The organism is Clostridium sp. UBA3061 (assembly GCF_002367465.1).
GTDB classification, from domain to species: Bacteria; Bacillota; Clostridia; order Clostridiales; family Clostridiaceae; genus Clostridium_J; species Clostridium_J sulfidigenes.
The window spans coordinates 120,369-142,029 of the sequence record NZ_DFCF01000002.1 but is presented as its reverse complement, the minus strand read 5'-3'; the positions used below and the strand labels follow the sequence as shown (position 1 = coordinate 142,029).

Annotated in this window: 17 protein-coding genes; 2 read left to right on the top strand and 15 right to left on the bottom strand. The window is 30.0% G+C overall.

The features are described 5' to 3' along the window. Nucleotides 1-121 precede the first annotated feature (121 nt). From B2P65_RS00845 to B2P65_RS00830, 4 genes are all read right to left on the bottom strand, one after another. On the bottom strand, nucleotides 122-610 hold the full coding sequence (locus tag B2P65_RS00845) for a cysteine hydrolase family protein (protein ID WP_346877201.1): 489 nt from the start codon (nucleotides 608-610) through the stop codon (nucleotides 122-124). 155 nt (nucleotides 611-765) lie between these two features. Next, a complete protein-coding gene (locus tag B2P65_RS00840) occupies nucleotides 766-2,115 on the bottom strand; it encodes a B12-binding domain-containing radical SAM protein (RefSeq protein ID WP_346879447.1) in 1,350 nt (449 codons plus the stop codon). Between the two features lie 382 nt (nucleotides 2,116-2,497). Then, the gene (locus tag B2P65_RS00835) at nucleotides 2,498-5,905 is read right to left on the bottom strand and encodes an FtsX-like permease family protein (RefSeq protein WP_346879446.1); all 3,408 of its coding nucleotides are present in this window, start codon (nucleotides 5,903-5,905) and stop codon (nucleotides 2,498-2,500) included. A 10-nt stretch (nucleotides 5,906-5,915) separates the two neighbouring features. Next, entirely contained in the window at nucleotides 5,916-6,617 is a 702-nt protein-coding gene (locus B2P65_RS00830) for an ABC transporter ATP-binding protein (RefSeq protein ID WP_346847231.1), read from the bottom strand. A gap of 219 nt (nucleotides 6,618-6,836) precedes the next feature. Between B2P65_RS00830 and B2P65_RS00825 the strand changes: the two genes are divergently transcribed. Continuing rightward, nucleotides 6,837-7,388 carry a TetR/AcrR family transcriptional regulator gene (locus B2P65_RS00825; RefSeq protein WP_346878457.1) on the top strand — a complete coding sequence of 184 codons (552 nt, stop codon included), beginning with the start codon at nucleotides 6,837-6,839 and terminating at the stop codon, nucleotides 7,386-7,388. A 75-nt stretch (nucleotides 7,389-7,463) separates the two neighbouring features. On the opposite strand, the gene B2P65_RS00820 is transcribed toward B2P65_RS00825, so the two are convergent. The 10 genes from B2P65_RS00820 to B2P65_RS00775 form a co-directional block, all read right to left on the bottom strand. Then, nucleotides 7,464-7,757 (bottom strand): cysteine-rich small domain-containing protein, encoded by a 294-nt coding sequence (locus tag B2P65_RS00820; protein WP_035131288.1) that lies wholly within the window; start codon nucleotides 7,755-7,757, stop codon nucleotides 7,464-7,466. 89 nt (nucleotides 7,758-7,846) lie between these two features. Then, the gene (locus B2P65_RS00815) at nucleotides 7,847-9,022 is read right to left on the bottom strand and encodes a macrolide family glycosyltransferase (RefSeq protein ID WP_346878456.1); all 1,176 of its coding nucleotides are present in this window, start codon (nucleotides 9,020-9,022) and stop codon (nucleotides 7,847-7,849) included. Between the two features lie 39 nt (nucleotides 9,023-9,061). After that, nucleotides 9,062-9,484, bottom strand: coding sequence for a helix-turn-helix transcriptional regulator (locus tag B2P65_RS00810; RefSeq protein ID WP_346879560.1), 423 nt, complete (start codon nucleotides 9,482-9,484; stop codon nucleotides 9,062-9,064). A 242-nt stretch (nucleotides 9,485-9,726) separates the two neighbouring features. Beyond that, on the bottom strand, nucleotides 9,727-10,617 hold the full coding sequence (locus B2P65_RS00805) for a YitT family protein (protein ID WP_346879445.1): 891 nt from the start codon (nucleotides 10,615-10,617) through the stop codon (nucleotides 9,727-9,729). A gap of 385 nt (nucleotides 10,618-11,002) precedes the next feature. Continuing rightward, on the bottom strand, nucleotides 11,003-13,357 hold the full coding sequence (locus B2P65_RS00800) for an ABC transporter permease (RefSeq protein WP_346879444.1): 2,355 nt from the start codon (nucleotides 13,355-13,357) through the stop codon (nucleotides 11,003-11,005). 2 nt (nucleotides 13,358-13,359) lie between these two features. After that, nucleotides 13,360-14,061 (bottom strand): ABC transporter ATP-binding protein, encoded by a 702-nt coding sequence (locus B2P65_RS00795; RefSeq protein WP_414632426.1) that lies wholly within the window; start codon nucleotides 14,059-14,061, stop codon nucleotides 13,360-13,362. Nucleotides 14,062-14,243: 182 nt separating this feature from the next. After that, complete coding sequence (locus B2P65_RS00790) at nucleotides 14,244-15,533, bottom strand: HAMP domain-containing sensor histidine kinase (RefSeq protein ID WP_346879442.1); 1,290 nt, start codon at nucleotides 15,531-15,533, stop codon at nucleotides 14,244-14,246. After that, nucleotides 15,499-16,191, bottom strand: coding sequence for a response regulator transcription factor (locus B2P65_RS00785; RefSeq protein ID WP_346847224.1), 693 nt, complete (start codon nucleotides 16,189-16,191; stop codon nucleotides 15,499-15,501). Before B2P65_RS00785 ends, B2P65_RS00790 begins: the two co-directional genes overlap by 35 nt. A gap of 173 nt (nucleotides 16,192-16,364) precedes the next feature. Continuing rightward, complete coding sequence (locus B2P65_RS00780; RefSeq protein ID WP_346879441.1) at nucleotides 16,365-16,754, bottom strand: HIRAN domain-containing protein; 390 nt, start codon at nucleotides 16,752-16,754, stop codon at nucleotides 16,365-16,367. Nucleotides 16,755-16,758: 4 nt separating this feature from the next. Further along, nucleotides 16,759-17,553, bottom strand: coding sequence for a hypothetical protein (locus B2P65_RS00775; protein ID WP_346879440.1), 795 nt, complete (start codon nucleotides 17,551-17,553; stop codon nucleotides 16,759-16,761). 291 nt (nucleotides 17,554-17,844) lie between these two features. Between B2P65_RS00775 and B2P65_RS00770 the strand changes: the two genes are divergently transcribed. Then, nucleotides 17,845-18,066, top strand: coding sequence for a hypothetical protein (locus B2P65_RS00770; RefSeq protein WP_346879439.1), 222 nt, complete (start codon nucleotides 17,845-17,847; stop codon nucleotides 18,064-18,066). Nucleotides 18,067-18,435: 369 nt separating this feature from the next. Here the strand turns inward: B2P65_RS00770 and B2P65_RS00765 are convergent, their stop codons facing one another. Beyond that, nucleotides 18,436-21,660 carry a tetratricopeptide repeat protein gene (locus B2P65_RS00765; protein WP_346879438.1) on the bottom strand — a complete coding sequence of 1,075 codons (3,225 nt, stop codon included), beginning with the start codon at nucleotides 21,658-21,660 and terminating at the stop codon, nucleotides 18,436-18,438. Between the last annotated feature and the right edge of the window lies 1 nt (nucleotide 21,661).

Here is a 21,661-nt window from a genome sequence, read left to right as displayed (position 1 = left end):
TCTAATCCAATAGTTCTAAAACAAAATAAGCACGCTGCCAAAGTGACTTACACCAAATCAACGCTTTGGATTATCTACTTTTGTTCTGAGGATTGCTTAGTGCCTAGGAACTAAGCTTTTCTTACTTTAAAAAATATTCCAATGCCTCAAGACTAATTACTGGTCTTAAGAGTTGCATTTTTTTCACTTCTTCATATTCAACTCCTGAAATACCATTTTGAAGTAATGATGTTCCATATCCCATCTCTTTTGCTCCATTATAAGAAAATAATACGCAATACTCTGCTGCAAATCCACTTATAACAACAAATTCAACTCCAAGTTCTTGAAGCTTTGCATGAAGTTCTGTCTTGAAAAATGCATTATTATACTCTTTATGTATAACAATATCATTTGTACTCTCATTAATAGAATCAACAAATTCAAACTTCTCAGATCCAGGACCATCTCCAACTTCGATATCTAATACTTTAACAACAGGCAATCCTTTTTCCCTAAACATACGTGCTGCTTCATTTATATACTCTACTGCATCATCAAATTCTCTTGGACATTTACAAAAGTCATAACATCCCTTTTGCATATCAATTATTAGAAACGCTGCTTTCATTCTTATACACCCCTTTAAATTTTTATATCTTACCCACGAAAATATATTTCCAATCTATATTAATAATTAACAAATATATACCATTTAATTATAATACATTAAATATTAATAGTCCCAACTTTTTGAAAAATAAAACCACCTAAATTAAATAGTAATTACTTTAATGTTCTTACTAGTGTACTTCTACTCTTTGAAAGAAGTTCATTCTTAATTAGAAAATTCCATACTGGCTCAAACTTTTTCCATGCCCCTGCATAGGTGAAATGTTTTAATTTCATTCTAAGTTCTTCATGTTCCTTTGATGCCTTATATATATTTCTCCACCTATAAAAATCTTTATAAGCTCTATTATATCCACTTTCCATTTCTTCTTTTGTAATATGAGGGTGATTAAATACTAAATGCCTAGTATCGTATAGTCTCCAATCCTTAGTAATAATTCTCTTATCTTCATCCATTTTACTAAAAATACCCGTACCAGGATACGGAGTAAGAATATGATTAGTTGCTGTAGTTATCCCACTATTAATAGCCCATTCTGTAGTTCTATCAAAAACATCTAAAGTATCACTATCCAGTCCAAAAATAAAACTTCCATTTATCATTATTCCTAATTCATCTAATTTTTTTATTGCTTTACTATAATCTTTTCCTATGTTAGACCCTTTATTAGCTTGAATTAAGTTCTCTTTATTAATACTCTCAAACCCAATAAAAGCACTCCTGAATCCAGCCTCATACGCAAGATCAATTGTATCATCTTGAAGAATAGAATCCACAGTTATTGCACCTTGGAAAACTCTATTCATTCCCCTCATTTCCTTGAAAACTTGCCTTGATAACTTTTTATCCGCAAATATATTATCATCAAGGAAATATAAATGTCTCCCTTTCATGCTTTCAATTTCTTTTAATATCCTGTCCACTTTATATGCAAAAAAAGATTTTCCACCCTTATAAAATGAACTAACATAACAAAAGGAACATTTATTAGGACACCCTCTTGAAAAGACCATGGAATTTGGAACTAAATACTTCTCTTGTTTAAATAAATCCCTTCTTGGCAGAGGTAGATTATCTAATGAAACTTCCCCCTGCTCATAAAACTCCTTAATATTTGCCTCTTTAAAATCCTTTAAAAACTCTGGAAAACTTCTTTCTCCAAGACCAAGTAATACAGTATCTGCATGATTCTTAGCCTCTATAGGTAATGATGTTGCATGAATTCCACCAATGGCAACCTTTATTCCTCTTTTCCTATAAAAATCTGCAATTTCATAAGCTCTATTAGCATTAGTTATATAACTTTCAATACAAACTAAATCAGGTTCATCATTTAAATTTATTTCTTCTATATGTTCATCAACTACTTCTATTTCATCTGAGTCATCACACAATGATGCTAAAGTAGCCAAGCCTAAAGGAGGAAACAGTGAATATTTTATAGGCCTCCAATATGGACTTTTTGCCTCTTCTAATGCTGGTAAAATAAACTTTATTTTCACAATAAATTGTCTCCTTTTCAAAAGCTATCATAGTAACAAATATCTATTACTACTTTCTTTTTACAGAGTAACAAACCAGTAGTAATTTACCAATATTTCACTCTTTATTTATATATGATACCATTGCTTTTATTGTTTTTCAATATATTTTTATTCTTTAAAGCAATATCTCTTTATCTTAAAAATAAGGGTTGCATCTCCATTTACAATTAAGGATATCTATTTAGTTCCATGATAAGATCATAAACAGAGTTCTTTACTCACACTTTGAAAAAGATGAGAGTATTAGGTATGGTAGATATGGGATAAAAAAATACTACTTTTAACCTAACATTTTGCTGAAAAAAAGAGCCGCAATTTGCGACTCCCTTTAATTTGAACTTTACTCTATGGATTTTAGTGCATCAATCATATTTATATTTTTTAATTTTATATGCATCATTATCATAACTAATATGGCAAAAAACATTGTAATTACTCCAGAGATTACATAACTACTCATGTCTACAGTTGGTATCATCATCATATTATCCATCTCTGCTGTACTCACTAAAAATACATATAATATTTTACCCATAACTGACCCTGCAAGTATTCCTAATATTGTTAGTATTATGTTTTCTCTAAATATATACATGGCAACTTCATTATCATAAAATCCTAGTACCTTTATGGTAGATATCTCCCTTATACGTTCAGATACATTTATATTAATTAAATTATATAATACAACAAATGCCAAGCTTCCTGAAGCAACTATTATTACTATCATAACTAAGCCTAAATCAGCAGATTCACTTAAGCTTCTTAGCTTTGAAGCAAGGGTAACATTTACTACTTTATCATTGTCCATAAGGGTAGTAGATATTTTATTATCATCTTCTCTATTAGAATTCAACTTTAATAATTGTGCATTATATTTTGGAGCACTTTTAAATATCTCTTTATAATAGGATGGTGATAGATAGATATAATGTCCAGCATAATTTTCTACTATGTTGTCTACTTTAACCTGATGAGAATTATTATCTGAATCTGTTAAAGTTACATAATCTAAAGCAGATACCCCTAAAACGTTTGCCAGCTTTTCATTTATAATTACTCCACTATCTGATAGTTTGTACTTAGTTCCACTTTCTCTATGGTTTAACAAAATATATTTATTTAGCTCATCTATATTTTCTGGTACATACATAATAGCACTTTGCTTACTTACACCTTCTTTAATGAAGGTTACTGAATCTTGATGAATATTTAAGCTACTCTCATATCCTTTTAAGTTATTTAAACTACTTTCATATTCCTCATCTTCTTTTTTACTATTATTATCATCAAATACTACCATAGCATCATACTTTAATAATTTCCCAAATTGAATGTCCATAACTGAAGAATTGGATTTTTCAAGAGATATCCCTGCAACAAGCATAGCCATACATCCTGATATACCAAGTATTGTCATTAACATCCTTTGCTTATATCTAAAAAGATTTCTAAAGGTAACCTTTTGATTAAAGTTCAGTCTTTTCCATAAAGGTGTAATTCTTTCTAATAATATCTTTTTACCAACCTTTGGAGCTTTTATTCTCATTAAATCAGAAGGATTTTCTCTTAATTCCTCTTTTAATACAATTAATGATGCTCCTACTGTACAAAGTATTGAAGCTACTAAAGACTGAATTATATAAGATGGATAATAGTTTATTTTTACCTTTGGTAATGCAAATGCAGATGAATAAGCTTTACTAATTATATATGGAAGGATACTGCTTCCAACTACAATTCCAAGAACACTACCAACAATACTAGCTAATGCTGCATAAACTATGAATTTCCTAGCTATTTCTAAATCCTTATATCCTAAAGCCTTTAGTGTTCCTATTTCCACTCTATTTTCTTCCACCATCCTAGTCATTGTAGTTAAGCATATAAGTGCTGCAACTAGAAAGAAAAACACAGGAAATACTGAAGCTATCTTATCTAAGCTATCAATTGATCCTTTGTAAGTTGTATAACCCGGATTATCATTTCTATCAAAGAAATAATACTTACTATTATCCAAATCATTTAATTTTTCCTTTTCTTCATCTATCTCTTTTCGCCCATCTGCAAGTTTTGCTTTATTCTCCTTGATATCCTTCTCTCCATCAAGAAGTTTTTTCTCCGAAGCCTCAAGTTCCTTCTTAGCCTTATCAAGTTCTAACTGTCCTTGTTTTTTACCTTCCTCAAGGTCTTTTTTACCTTTGATAAGTTCCTCTTTCCCTATAACTAATTGCTTTTCAGCTGCTTCAAGTTGTATCTTGCCCTCATTAAAGCTTTTAACTTTTTCCTCATAGGCAATTATACCTTGTTGATACTGAGTTATTCCAGCCACTAAAGTTTCTACCTTAGACTTATTCTCACTTGCACTTTTACTAGCACCTTCTACTCCTTGTGCCATACTAATCACTAAAGAAATATTAGTTGGGTCTTTTTCTAAACTATTTACTAAGTTACTTAATTCACCTAATCCTAAATCAGGATTAGATAAAGCACCTTTCCAATACTGAATTTTTTCATTTGAAACTTTTTCACCTTCTTTAGTGTTCTTTGCTGTTTCTCTCATATCACTAGAAAGTGTATTGTATGTCCCTATTAAAACTTCTAAATTATCTATTTGATTTTCATACTCTATCGTGCTTTTAGTTGGATCAATTCCTTGGTTTAAAAATCCTTCCTCAGCATTATCAAGTTGAATTTTTCCTGCCTCAAGTTGTTTCTCACCCTGTAAAAATTGCTCTTTTTGTTTATCTAGTTCCTTCTGACCCTTATCTAACTCTCTTTCACCTTCAATTAATTTCAGTTCACCAGCTTTGATTTCTTGCTGATACTTTTCTGCAAACTCTTCATATTGATTTTTACCATTAATAAGCTTTGCTCTACCTTCATCTAATTCTTTTTCAGCATCTTCAAGTTTTTTTTCACCATCTTCTATTTTTTTATAAGCCTTACTAAGCTCCTTTTCTGCCTCTAATTTTACTTCTTCAATTCTTTCTACCACTCTTTTTGAGTATAGGTTTTTAAGATACTTATTATTTTCCTCCATCTTATCCTTATACTCATCACTATATGCACCAAGATTAGCTACATTTTTAAATCGTACATATACTTCCGTATACACATCCATGGATATATCTAAGCTATTTAATATTGCAAAATAGTCTACACTTCCTTTTCCAACGGTAGTTGTTCCCCTAGATATATTTTCTATATACATGGGACTTTGTACAAATCCAACAATTTTAAAAGTTTTCTTCTTAAAATATTTATCTAGCTCTTCATCAGATTCTATGGTATAGGTATCACCTATCTTTAAATTTTTATCTTCCTTTAAAGCATTTTCATCTAAAGCTATCTCACCACTATTTTCAGGCAATCTCCCTTTTGTAACAATAAATTTATTTATATTACTAAAGTCCTTCTTATTATATTCCATAAACTTAACCACATTATTTATATTAGTTAAATTTACATCTATACTAAATGTTCCAAAGTAATCTAAAATTTCATCCTTATTCTCAAGTAGCTTTAAATCATTTTCATTAAGACCTATACTAGACACTATCTTGCTATCCATTAGATTTTGCTCTCTAAAAAATTCATTTATGGACTCTTTTAAATCTGGTCCACTAGATTTAATTCCAGAGTAAAAAGCAACTCCTAAAAAAATTATAGCAAATATTGATATAAACCTTGCTTTAGAAGATAATATTTCCCTTATTATTGATTTTTTATATGCTCCATTTTTCATCTTCTACCCTCTACCACTCTATGTCTTCAACTGAAACAGGATTTTTATTCACTTCAACACTTGTAACCTTTGCATCCCTAATTTTTATAACTCTATCTGCAATAGGCCCAAGGGCTGAATTATGGGTTATAACAATTACTGTTGTCCCTGTATTTTTACATGTATCCTGTAATGTCTTTAAAATCTGTTTTCCTGTTTTATAATCAAGGGCTCCAGTTGGCTCATCACATAAAAGCAACTTAGGATTTTTAGCTATAGCCCTTGCTATAGAAACCCTTTGCTGTTCTCCTCCTGATAATTGAGATGGAAAATTGTTTTTTCTATGATCAAGTCCCACTAACTCAAGAGTTTTATCAACATCTAAAGCATCCTTTGAAATTTGTGTAGCCAATTCCACATTTTCCTTTGCAGTTAAATTTTGAACTAAATTATAAAACTGGAAAACAAACCCCACATCATGTCTTCTGTACTTAGTAAGCTGTCTCTTATTAAACTTAGATATATCAACGTTATCAATAATTATTTCACCTTCATCACAAGTATCCATTCCTCCAAGTATATTGAGCACAGTTGTTTTACCTGCACCACTTGGTCCTAGAATAATAGTAAACTCTCCCTTTTCTATAGAAAAATTAATACCATTATTTGCTGAAATGGTAGTTTCTCCAACTTTATATCTTTTATATTCATCTTTTATCTCTATGTATGACATGTTGCCCTCCCTAATCAATACTACCTTTAAATACTCAATGTCATTAAATAGACACCTTGTTTAGTTAATGCTATAATTCAAGTATAAATAATATATGGATTAGTTACAATAATCACATATTTTTATAGTGTTATTAAATATACATTTTAACTAATTTTGTTTATTTAATAACATATAATTAATAATTGCTTTAATAAATACTAAAAAAGGATGAGTTAAATGGCAGGAGTTAAAGGAAATAGAAGAATTTTATATACTAAAAAAATAATAAAAGAAAGCTTAATTGACTTACTTAAGCATAAGAAAATTCATGAAGTTACCGTTACTGATATCTGCAAAAAATCAGATATTAATAGGGGAACTTTTTATACCCATTATAAAGATACCTATGACTTACTTAAATCATTAGAGGATGAACTATTTAATCAAATCTTAGAATATATCGAAGAAACCCCAGTTGAAGAATACAAAGATGTTTTATTACTTAAAGCTCTTGAATTAATTGAAGAAAACAAAGAATTATGCCAGATTTTATTCAGTAAACAAATGGAAAACAACATTATGGACCGTATTATTTACGTAGCAAGTAAATCTAAAATTGATAAGCTAGTTAGGGATTCAAAAGTAGATGATAAATTTTTAGATTACTTCATAAAATACTCTGTAGGAGGGGTTGTTTCAGTTGTTCAAACATGGCTAGACAATGATTTAAAGGAATCTCCTAAAGAAATAGTTAACATTATAAATAGTATTATCTCTTTTCGACCTTAATATTATAACTAAATAAATAAGCTAAAAAGCTAGATACAACTTAGTATCTAGCTTTTTAGCTTATTTATTATCTGACTATTTATCTTTATCTAATTGCTCTTTTACTAGTTTCATAATTTCACTATACTTACTATTTATAAGCCCATAGTTATCTTTAACATGTGGAACCATACATCCACTACAGTCCTTTATTCCGTCTTCAGTAATTTTGAAATTACCACCACATTTATCAGCTAATGCGTAAAGTGGGCAATAACAAAATAGGCAATTAAACTCCTCAGGTTTATTAGTTTTGTGACAAGGGAAATATTCACATTCCTTATTTTGATGAAAAGCATAATGCTTACCTTCCCAATATTTATCTATCATATTTTCTCCCCCTACCCTTTATCCTTAGTGTAAAGTTTTTTACACTATTTATCTTATATATTTTATTATACAGTGTGTGATTATAACCGTCAATTTATAGCATCTATAACCTTTAATATAGAATCAGCTGCTTTCTTTGAACCTCCAGCATTTTTGAAACCTTTTGCTAATTTATTTGCATTTTTCTTATAATCATCATTATCCATAACCTGCAATACTGCATCTTTTAAGGATTTAGGATTATTACCTTTTAAAAAGATCCCAGCTTTCAAATCAGCAACTCGTTTTGCTACCATTCCTTGCTCTTCATGCTGGGGATATAACACCATAGGAACACCATAATACAAGCTTTCATTAACACTATTCATACCACAATGAGTAATAAAAACATCTGTATTTTGAAGCACTATAATTTGCTCCACACTATTTCTAACCTGAAAATTTTCTGGTATATAACCTAAGTCTTCAATTACAGTATCTTTTCCAACTGACATAACTACATCAAAATCACAAGTTTCAAAGGCTTTTACACAATTTTTATAAAACTTTATATTTTTGTTATTAACCGTTCCCAAGGAAATATATATTTTTTTACGTTTTCTTTCCTCATATTCAGCCTTAACATTAGATATCGAAGGACCTATAAAGGAATATTTATCTGAAAAAGTCTCTACCATTGGTTGAAACTTCTTTGAAGTATATACAATAGTATTTGTATCATTATCATTTTGAATTATAGAAACAAAATTCTTAACATTATATCCATGGTTTCTCAAAAGCTCTATTTTCTTATTAATACGACTCATGCCTAAAATCATAAGTATAGCTTCCTTAAAACCTTTCTTCATCATCTTTGCAGTATACTTATTAAATGCAAAAGTTGTTGTAGAACATACATAGGTAACATTTAATTTTTCTGCAAATAGCTTACCCCAAAAACATAAAGAATCTGATACAATACAATCTGGATTAAATCCTTTAAGTTCATTACATACTTTTTCATCTAAAGCTATAGTAGTATCTGCTATCATCTCAATTAAAGCAGCAAAATCCTTCCCAATTTTTTTCTCCTCTCCAGGCTTTAATTCTGGAAGATACTCATTACAACTAATAAATTTTGCACCTGTTCCTTCAATCTTTTCTTTAAATTCATCAAAGGAATAGTACCATACTTCATGGCCTCTATATGATAATTCACGCACTACCTCAATAGTAGGATTCGTATGTCCATGTGCAGGAATGCAAAAAAATACTATCTTACTCATATTATAATCCTCCCCTTTTAACCCCTCTGCTTAAAACTATTACTCCTTAGTTACCACACCAATTTGTCCTACAAAATTTATAAGGTCACGTTGATGTACAATGGCAATTCCCCTATCTTCATCTCCTAATATTAATAAATTATCACCAGACTTAATATTAAATAGCTCCCTAGCTTTTTTAGGAATAACAATCTGACCACGTTCTCCAACCACAACGGATCCAAAGAAATGTTTTCCCTTAGGTGGTACAACAACACCTGAATCTTCTTCTGAATGATTAACTAAATCATCCATAGTAACGTTATACAACTTTGCAAGAGCAATACAACTATTTATATCTGGAGTTGACTCTCCATTTTCCCATTTAGCAACAGCTTGCCTAGAAACATTAATCTTCTCAGCCACATCCTCCTGGGTATATTGATTGATTTTCCTTAATCTTTTCAAATTTATATTAATCATATTTATCATATTTATCATATTTATCATACCTTTCATATTTATTATATTTTTCTTACCCTTCAATGTCTATCAACTAGCATTAACATTCATGTATATATTTATAATGAAATTATAACTTCATTACTCCTATAAGTAGTAGATATACAGAAGAATTACTTTCCAAGAAAAAATTTTATAAGAACTCATTAATTTAAAAATAGCTACATAAGTTTAAACTTACATAGCTATAATTATTAATGATTTTATTTGTTTTCCAATAATACTTTTGGTTTGCTTTTGATTCCCTTTATTCCAAGATTACCGTAGATTTCGCTAACTGTTCCTGCGGTAATAAATGCATCAATTTGTTCTTTTTTAATAAATTCCATAAGATAAGAAAATTCATTTCGTGTCATTAAACTTTCAATTTCATACTTGCCCTCAGCTTCTAATCCACCTTTAATTGGATATAGTGTTGCTCCACGTTTCATATCTTCTATTATAAATTTACGAATTAACTGATAATCATTAGAGATAACACAAACCCTTTTTCTAGAATTAAATCCTATCATAAAGTGCTCTAATATTAATCCATTGAGATAAGTTCCAATCAATCCTATGATTACTGTTCTTACATTATACACAAAAATTGCGGTACAACAAATAATTGCTCCTGCAATAGTAACTGATGTACCTAAATCAACGTGAAAATATTTGTTTACAATTTTGGCTATAATGTCTAGACCACCTGTTGATGCATTACGTCTAAATAAAATTGCTTGTGAAAAACTCAAAATCAATACAAAACATATAAGATCTAACCACTGATCCTGCATCAATGATTGGCTCATTGGCCATAACTTTTCTAGTATGGCAAGGAGCGGTGACAAAATCAAAGCTGAATATACAGTTTTAATGCCAAATTCTTTCCCAATAAGAAAGTAAGATAAAATTAATAAAAATGAATTTATAATAAAAATTAATACCGACAATGGAATGGATGTAAGTAAATTAATTACTATTGATAAGCCAGTAATAGATCCAACAATTAATTTACTTGGAATCAAAAAGAAATGTACAGCTAATGCTCCAATAAACATACCTAATGTTAATATAGGTATTTCCTTAATAAAAGATTTTACCCTTTCCCCCATTTTATCTCTCCTCAACCTTTAAGCTAACCGTTTATTTTCAAATACGATTAGTTTATTATAATATAATTAATAAAATAGTTTACATGATTAATTTTAACATAAATACCTATATTTCGAAATGATAAATTTAACTTTTTTTAAAAATTTCAATAATATTTTAAAGAATAAAATAATTAATTTTATTTTATAATTGGGAAATTTAATAAAACACTTTTAAAAAGGAGAGTAGATAGACTTGTGAAAACACAAATTTACTTGCTCTCCCTTTTAACTATTTAAATTAAGTTGGTACTTTAATATTTCTCAAAGTACTAAAAATGTATTAATTAAATTAAAACTATTAAAATTCTTAAAAAACCTGAAAACATCACAAATCACTATGATATTATTCACTTACTAGTCCATATGCAGTAATCTTACGTATGCGATAGGTTACAAGCATAGAAATTGCATAGGATACTATTACTATACCAACATCGAACAACATACTCCATAGAGGGGTTACAATAAAATTTACCTTCATTAAGCCCATAGCCTTCATGGGAACTGCCATTATTGCATTGGTTTGAGTCATTCCTAACAAACTTCCTAGGCACACTCCTGTAATAATCGGAGGCAAGAATCCCATGGAAAGCTGGTGCATAAGCTGCAGAGTTGTGAACCCAAGTGCTTTTTGTATACCAAGGTCATGCTTCTTCCTAATCACTGAAGAATTAATAACAAAATATAAAACAAGCATAACCACAAATATTGTAACTACTAATATGCTAATACCAACCTTGGATATTATGCCTGTGTAAAGACCTATCCCCTGTTGAACTTCTTTGTCCAAATCAACTACTTTAAGAAAATCATTACCATAAAGTTTATCAATTTCCATTTTAAATTCTGAAGATTTAATATCCTTATCAATATATATTTGAAAATCCCGCTGCTTAAACTCTTGATTAAGACTTAAAATACCATCGCTCCTAATATAAGCAATATTAAATTTACCCATATAGGACCCCTGGCAATAACCTGTTATAATATACTCACTCTGTTTATCATTGACCTTCAAAATAATACTATCACCTATGTTCTTTTTCACCCTTTCAGCCAAATATCCTGAAATTGCAACTTCATTGCTGTGAAGTGGGTATCTACCCTCATAAATAGTATTGGTTTCTTTCATAGAATAGTCATCCATTACATATGTAGCTACTTCGTAGCTATCTGAGTTCATCATTACTATATCAAGAAACTGAGCCTTTCGTACTCCCTTCATATTTTTTATATTCTCAACCACAGATGTATTATCTACAATAGGATTACAAACTGCAATAACACTAGACAATTCCACACCTGGAATTTCTTTAAAAATTTTTGTATCTATTACTGAGTTATAAAACATACTTAGTGCAAAGGTACCTGCAAAGGAAACAACTAGGAATATCATACCTATCATTAGGCTCTGTTTCATGTTCTGTAACATTAACTTTATAGATAAAACAAAGGGAAGACTTCCCCTTGATTTGTGAAGGGGCATATAGTTCTTTCGGAAACTATGAGTTATTATTCCGCCCCTTAATGCTACAATTGGATTCAGCCTGTTAATACGACTTGAAGATATGAAGGAAACCAATATCACCACCAACAATATAACAAACAAGGAAATACTGCTAATCATACCGTCAAACCCCTGTACCCACATAAGACCCGACTGATGTGCAAAAACCTTTGATATTGCAGGAGTTGCTAGGTAAGACAGTGTTATCCCCATCATGCTTCCAACCAGGGCAATTAATGAAAACTGTATAGTGATTGATGATATTATTTGCCTACTGGTATAACCAACTGCCTTTAATGAACCTATCTTAGTCATATCCTCCTCTATGCTATTCTCAATTCTAAACCTTACAACAATAAGACATACAACAACGATTATTGCAGCAAAGACCATCATCATTACGGAAACAATGTTTGCCATAATTGAACGAGATAATCTCACAACCCCCTTATCTAAACTGAAAAATATGCTTACGTCATCAGTTAGTATATTAGGGTTTTCCTCCTTTATTATCTCCTTTATTCCATTTTCAACATCCATATTATTCTTTCTTAAATCAGCAAAAATAAGTGACGCTTTATATTTTACTCCTAGCTTTTCAACAACCCTATCATAGGTATCACTAGGTAAGTAAACCCCCATAACCACTGTATCTAGTGAACTAAAAAATATATCTTCTGTAAATCCTTTAATGGTAAAGGTGATGTCTACATCCTCAAAACTCACCTTAAGTTTATCATTCACTTTATATCCCCCATCAATATTCATTACATAGGGTAGGTATATGGACATTGAGTCAGGAGATTCATGCTCTCCAACGAATTCCCATTTTGAAAAATCTCTCTTCTGGTCTACATCATTGATGAGAAAATTAAATTCACGGTTATCATTGTTGTAAGGAATGGTTCCTTTTGCCAATAAGGAACTTTCCTTTTGGCTCCTTTTAATATTATCATTGCTTTTGATGTATTCACTGACCCTTTGACTATATAAGCTTTCCGGCATTAAATAATATTCATCAGAAGAATTTAGCTCGTCAGTTACCTTTTCAAAGTAGCTTCCGAAATTTACAAACACCAGAAGTCCTAGATTAAGTAGCATAGCTGCAATGATAAACATGAAAAGAATGGATACTGTATGCCCCTTGGTTTTCTTTATATTTGCAAAACTCAGCATTAATATCTTTCTCAACATTACCACCCCATTTCATTGAGAAATCCTTGGAGTTTGTTATGACGCTCCTTGTCACCACTGACATAGCTTCCTAGGTCACATACTCCCTTAATAGCACCATCACGCATATATAAAATACGATTTCCTCGCCTTGCTGATTTCAAATCGTGAGTAACCATAATTATGCTTTGACCACTTCTATTCACTTCAGTTAAAACATCTAGGGCTGCCTGTCCTGCCGAAGAGTTAAGAGCTCCCGTAGGTTCATCTGCGAAGACCACCTTGGGATTATTAATTAATGCCCTTACAATAGCGGCACGCTGAGCCTCGCCTCCAGATAATTGTGATGGAAACTTACTCCATATGATTTCAGTTAGTGCCACTTGTGTGAGGAGCTCCTTTGCCCTTTCTGCAATTGTCTTTCTATCACTACTTATAAGGAGACCGCTTACAAGGATATTATCCAGTATGCTCATATTATCCATAAGAAACATTTGTTGAAAAACAAAACCGCAGTTTAATCTTCTAAAAATTGCAAGCTTATCATTTGATAACTTTGAAATTTCATTCTCTCCAAATTTTATAGAACCGAGAGTTGGTTTATCCATTCCTGATAGGGCATAAAGTAGTGTTGACTTTCCTGCACCAGAGGAGCCCATGATTACTGTAAAATCTCCCTGATATATTTCAATATCAAGGTTCTTAAGTACATGCTGTTGCATTCCACCGTTTGAAAATGTCTTGCAGAGCTTATTTGTTGATATAATAACATTCCCCATGATAACATCCCTTTCAATAAAAAAATAAGACTGTTTTACTTACAGTCCTATTATAGTTGAAAATTCCTTAACAGGTCTTTACCCAATCCTTAACTAATCCTTAAATCTTTTAAGTTCTTAAATTTTTAGGCAATTAAAAGTTTTAACAACACAGTGAATCCATCAACTGAGTTTTCGCAGTAAATGTCTCCCTCCATTTTTTCCATCATATACTTAGAAATATAAAGTCCTAATCCAGTGCCTCCCTTTTCCTTAGAGTTTTTAGCCCTATAGAACTTATTAAATATTAAAGGTAGCTCCTCCTCAGAAACTCCTCTACCATAATCCTTAAATCCTATCTCAAGGTATTTACCCCTAATAACTGAAGAAACATAAATAGATGTTCCTGCGTATTTATAGGAATTACTGATTATATTGTCAACAACCTGAGATAACCTTAACCCATCTGCTAAAATTATACACTCAGCAATGCCTCCAATATTTGCTTTACAATTATAATCTGCAGCCCTAATCAAATCATATAGAACCTGACTAGATTGCTCAGTGACTATAACCTTTAGCTCCTGCAATTCCTCTAGTGTGGCGCTGAACATATTTGTTATTAATGTATTTATCTGATCAGCCTTTGAATTAATTATATCCAGCTGCCTCCTCTGGTTTTCATCGGAAGTCTTAACATGCATAACTTCAGTAACAGCCTTTATTGACGCCACTGGGGTTTTGATATCATGACTCAGTGAAGCGACAAGTTCTTTTTTACTTTGATTAGCAAGCCTTTCATTTTCCCTTGCCTTATTAAGCTCCTCCCTCATGAGGTCAAAGCTTTCTGTAAATGCACCGAAGAAATTATTTTTGTCCATATCTAGAGGCATATCCAAATTTCCCTCTGCAACATGTCGTGCAAAGCCTTGGAGTTTTCTAAAGGGATATAGAATATACCTGTCAATAAAAACTAAATATACGCTGCAAAATACTGCAGCAACTATTATTACACAAAGGGTAAAAATAAGAAGTAAATTTCTAAATTTTATCCATTCATTATTTGTATTATTATATATTATTACTTTTCCGAGTACCTTATCCTGAGATTTCACATCAACTATAGTGTCCCTATTACGTATTGCTGAACTTAAATCATTGTTTAATCCATCTCTTGTAGCTTTGATAAAACGATTTTCATTGTCCAGTACTACGTAATCTAATTTATAGCTCATACATGGCAACTCTGCATATTCCAGACTGTCCCATTCCTTTGCAATAGACTGAGCAATATCATTTACCTTAGGCACTTCAATTTCAGTTTTTCCTTTATATTTAAACGCAAAAAATGTGATGCTTGTACAAGTTAAAAGAACAATGATACTTATAACTACTATTCTTTTAATGTTCATATGAAGCTCCCATCTCAAAGACATATCCAGTGCCCCAAACAGTTTTGATATACTGTGGTTCATTAGGATTTTTCTCAATCTTCTCACGAAGTCTTCTTATATGTACATTCAAGGTTCCTTCCCCTGTAATTGCATCGCCCCATACCTTTTGAAAAAGCTCATCTTTTGAAATGGTTCGGTTTTTGTTTTTAACCAAATATGATAACAATCTATATTCCATTGATTTTAATTTTACTTCCCTACCATCTACCATAAGCTTTTCCATATCTAAATCAATAGAAAATCTACCAAAACTTACAGTACTCGCATAGTTAGACTTATACCTTTTTAAAACAGTTTTAACCTTTGCCATCAGTATATTTAGGGAATATGGCTTTTGAATATAATCATCTCCACCAATGTTTAATGCCAAAAGGACATCATCATCACTTGTTCTAGCACTAATAAATAAAATTGGTGTATCCATTGTTGTTCTCAATTCTTTGCAAATTTCAAAACCTGAGGATTGTCCTAGATTGATATCCAGCAATATTAAATCAACCTTATTTTTCAATAAAAAATCAAAACATGCTGTTTTATCTGATACCCAAAAGGTTTTTACGCCGAACATGTTGAAAAACTCACAGGTACTTTGAGACAGTGCCTCCTCATCATCTACTATTAAGCAATCATATCTTGGCATTTAGCTTTCCTCCATAAACACTATATTTTTTTATGTATTTAAAACAAACTTAGCATAATATTATTTTGAAATGATTTTCAATGATTTATCTTTCACAAATTTTATCATAAACTAATAGACACTACTCTAGCAACTCCCACTATATTTCACAATGATTAATTTAACTTCTAAAACTATAAATCATTTAAAAATATTCTTATCCACACCTCTTGTAATTTTTCAAAGTAATAATCCACAGTTCTCACTTCAGCTGTTAACATTTTTCCTCCATCCATAAGTCTTGCAAATATTTTATTTGTTTTTGTTGGTATATAACCTATCTTTTCACCCTTTACTGTAAATAATTCTATAGCATATTTATCATATACATTATCAGGTTCCCTTTTTAACTTTATTTTTTCTCCCTCTAATAAAATAAACCCATCCTTTACATAGTATTTCATTCCAGCTACCCTTACAGATTGAAGATATATAGTATTTTCAAAGGGCAATGCTAGTCCACCTGTTTCAATTATGTTGGCTATTTTCCCTCCACCACTATAGCTTGTTATTGATTTATCCATAACTCTACTCCTTTAATACCTGACAAATACTCTTTTCAACATCTGTAATCATTATTTCATACTCATGTATATCATTAGTTATATCCTGCTTTTTCTCTTTAATATACTCATCATCATCTATAATCTCTTTTATATTTAGAGGAAAGCTATTTTCTTCTTCATCTATAAACTTCTTTAATTCATTAATCTTTTTCTTTAATACCACTATATTTTCTTCTATAGAAGTTATCTTAATATCTTCTTTAATCTCATTATGCTTTACTATTCCCTCAAGAATTATTAATGTGATTAAATCATTATTCTCATACGCTTCTTTAACCTTAAGCCACAACTCCATCATCTCTTCATTTAAACCTCTATTTACATCGGAATGCAGTATTTTAGCTAAACTCCTAAATATCTCTTTAACCTTTTTTACTTCCTCATTCGTTAATGTTGGAAGTTCGAAAAACTCTCTAGAATTCTTTAAATTATTACGCAGCTCCTCTAAATTTTCATAAAACTCTGCTAGCTCTTCTTCTAAAATGCCTTCTATTTCTTCAATATTAATTTCTTCACCTTTATTTTTACTTTTAACTATCAATGCTAATTTCTTCTTTAACCTTCTATACTTAATTTCATTTTCAAATCTTAAGAATATCAAAGCCCCTAGTTTACACATATAAAGGCTCTCAAAATATTCTTTTTCCTTTTTTAAATCTTCCATCTTCTCATATAATTTTATGTACTCTTCATTCAATGTACTCAGCTCTTCCTTAAGCTTTTGTATATCTGTTAATGAAACAACTATATCACTCATTTTAACCCCTCATTAATATACTTTTTTATTTTTATATATTAAATAATTTAAATTTTTTCATGTATTAATTATATCATTTTTAATTGTGGTTTGAGATAGTTATAATTAATAGTGTTAACCCATTCTATACGGTATCTTTATTCATTTTAATAGAATCTATTTATTTGCTACATTAGTAGCTGACTTTACTTATACTCTTAATGATCTATTATCATAAAAAATTAATACTTTATTTCATTTATTTCTGATAATATTGAGAAACCAGTAAATACTAACTATAGAGGTGGTTAAATGACAGAAATAGAAAAAGCATATATAGCTGGAATAATTGATGGAGAAGGAAGTATTATGTTACAGCGATTTCACACAAATCAATATCCTGCTCACTGCGTATCAATCGCTTCCACTACTATAGAATTATTAACTTGGCTAAAAGACACCATTGGATATGGAGTAATAATAAATAAAAAAATTATAATCCTGAAAAACATAAATTATCTTATTCATTTGTAATTAAACATAATAATGCTATTAAATTACTAGAAGATATTTATCCTTACTTAATTATAGAATCTAAAAGAAAACGTGCAAAGATGATAATAACTCAGTATAAATCTCTTACCCCTAGGAATGGCAGGTATACAGATGAACAACTTGCTAAAAAGGAGAGATTTTATGAGGAATTTATTAATGCAAAATAGCTACATCAGATTAGAGCTGATGTAGCTATTTTCCATGGTGGAGGCGAGCCTTACCGTTTCAAATGTACAATATATATTGATAATTATAGACTTACCAAATAAAGGCATATATAATCTAATTGTTAAATCCAGTCAGATTATATCACTAATAGTCAAACTTAATATTAGCTCTTTAAGAGCATTATTTTGTATCTTGCCTAATTATATTTAATGGTTGTATATTCCACTTGTCGCTATATTCTTCTACTTTTCTATAAGTTAAATGCTCAACAAACTTTCTTGAATCAACAGCTTCCTTTTCAGTTAATTTCATTAAATCCTCACCCCCTACCCTTTTTTTAAGTTGGACGTATATGTTCATTAATATATAAGTAAAAGCATTAAACTTAATACTATTTTCATCAAGATCTTTATCTCCATACTCTTGTCCTAATATGATATACGTAGATACCTCACTTGTTACACCTGAAGTTACTACAACTGGCATTTCTTTAAATGATTTATCATTAATATATTCCTTATCTTCAATAGATTCACTTAATGATTTAAAATCCATCACATTAAAGTCTACATATTTATTCTTTCTCCCCTCAATACCTGACATAATATAATCTTCATTAACCTTAGTTATTAAATATAATGCTAATGAAACCTTAATATTAATTAACTCAGTAGCTTCACTACAATATTGAATATATATACCACTCTTCCAATACAAAGTAAAAACATATGTTGTCTGCCCACATTTTCTAATATATATATCAGCCATATGTTTTTTCAAATTATTTATAACAGTTTCAATATCCTTTATCAACATTAACTCTTCTGAATCTTCAATTAGAAATGCAAGTATATTGCTCCACGAATTATTTTCTTTTGACTTCTCAACTAGCCTATTTATGATATCTATAAATACCTCTTTACTTCTTTTATTATTATTCTTTTTACACGCAGCTATAAAGCCATTAAACAATTGCATTGTATTCAGATATTTATCCTTATTCAAAACTCTTATTACAGTAGAGTAATATATATCAACTATAACATTTCTAGATTCATTAACTTTAAAAGTATCTATTAAATTACAATTTATTAAGCTATAATCTATTTCATCTTTTCTATTAACTATGAACGTAAATTTCTCTAAACACGCTTTAACTTTTATATCATTATAATTAGCATCATAATACTCTATAACTTTTATTAAGTATTCAAGAGCCTCGTCATAGAAATTTTCCTTAACATAATGATTGCTGGCTTGTTCAATGCAATTAATATATGGTATTGTTTGTCCTAACTTAAAATATCCTCTAGACATTTCAATATATGCTTCTGCAACCCTAAAGTCATCATTCACTAAATTACTTGCTTCAATTGATTTTTGTGCATATTCTATACAATCTTCATACTTCCCCTGCATGTATCTAACTGAGGCCATCAATTCATAGCCCCTTCCAATTTCCCTATTAACTTTATGTTCCTTTGCTACCTCGATTCCTTTTGTATACGTAGCTTCACACTCATCCCAGTCTTCTAAATCTCTATAAATATTACCCAAATTCAAAAAGTTCATAGCTAGTTTAGAGTATTGCTTTAAATTATTCATTATATCTATTGATTCTTTACAAGTTGATATTGCCTTTTCAAATTCATGGTTCTTCCTATAACATGATGTAAGATTATTCATTAAAGATGCTTTAATAATCTTATTCTTGGTTATTTCGTTATCTTCTAATATCATTTCTAGATACTCAGTAGCTAATTTCTCTTGGTCTATATTAGCCAATGCTCCTGAATAATTAAGCAAACTTTTTACTGCTCCCTCTTTATTTCCACATGCTATAAAATGATTATAAGCTTTTTGGGCATTTATTGCCGCGCTTTCATATTGATTAAATGTAAGCTGTATTTTTGACATATTAATATACAAGTATGCTTTTAACTCATCATCTTCAAAGCTATATGCATCTATTTCTGATATTAATTCTTCTGCTTCTTCCTTTCTTCCTTCATCAGCAAGAATAACAGCTTTAATAACTATACATAATAGATATCCTTTTTTATCCTGAAAATCATTATATATATTTATTGCTTTATTTATACATTCATACCCTTTATCTTTATGATTGATATCATTATATATTATACTAATATGATAATTAGTATGTGCATAATACTCTAAATAGTCTTCATCTTTTTCATATCTTACTAGCGCAGTCTCCATTACTCTAATAGCCTTACTTATTTTATTATAATTGTATAATTTCAATCCAACTGGTAATAGATATTTATCAATAATCTCATTATCTTTATTTAATAAAAGTAATGTTCCCTCTACAATATCTTTTTTTTCAATTGCACTTTCTCCAACAATAGTTTCATATTCATTTATCATTCCACAATCACTAATATATTGTAATATATACTCTTTAAATAATGGATGAAAGATATCGTATACTCCATTTTTAGTATTTAACAGATACTGAATACCTATTATCTTTTTTTGGAACTGCATTAATGAACTCTTTATTTCTGTTAGCCTATATACTGACTCCATTAATACCTCCTTACATATAGGGAAATTTGTAATTGCTATACATGATAATGTCTCCTGTTGTTCTGAATTTAGATTATCCCATAATGCTTGCTGATAGCTTTCTAATCCAATTGGCAATGGATCTATACTAAAGTTTACATAGTAGTATAAATACAATGGATTTCCCTTAGATTTTACATACAATTCATCAACCAATGAGTTATCTAAATCTTGTTTCAAAGAAGTATTAACAAATTCCTTAACTTCTTTTTTTTCCATTGCCCTTAACTCATATTTGCAAATATCAATACCATTAAATACACTTGTTTTTCTTGATAAATACAAAAACTTATTATTATATTTAGTAAGCCTTACTAACCTTTTAACAACGTCACTATTGCTCTCACAGTCATCAAATATGAATAAGGTTTCACTACTACTCATAAGACTTTCCAGCATCAAGAAAATATCTTCATTCTTGTTAAATTGTAGTCCATAATAACTGATTAAATACTCTAAAACTTCATTTATACTTCTATCTCTCAATGATATATATAATATTTCCTTACTTACATCAATCCCTGCTACTAAAGTAGTCTTCCCAATACCTGGCTCTCCATATATTAATAAACTATCAAAATTAACTAATAGCTGTTTTACTTCTTCTACTATCTCAGTTCTATTAATTAATATCTTATTACTAAGCCTCTGCTTTAATTCATCAAGGTAGTTTATACTTGCAATGTGCTCTAGAACAAACTCTACATTTAAATCTTCACTTGAAGATTTAAATGTAGGATTATTAATAATGTATTGTGGACCTATAACATTATTGATATCTCTCCCAGCATACATATATTTATTATTCATA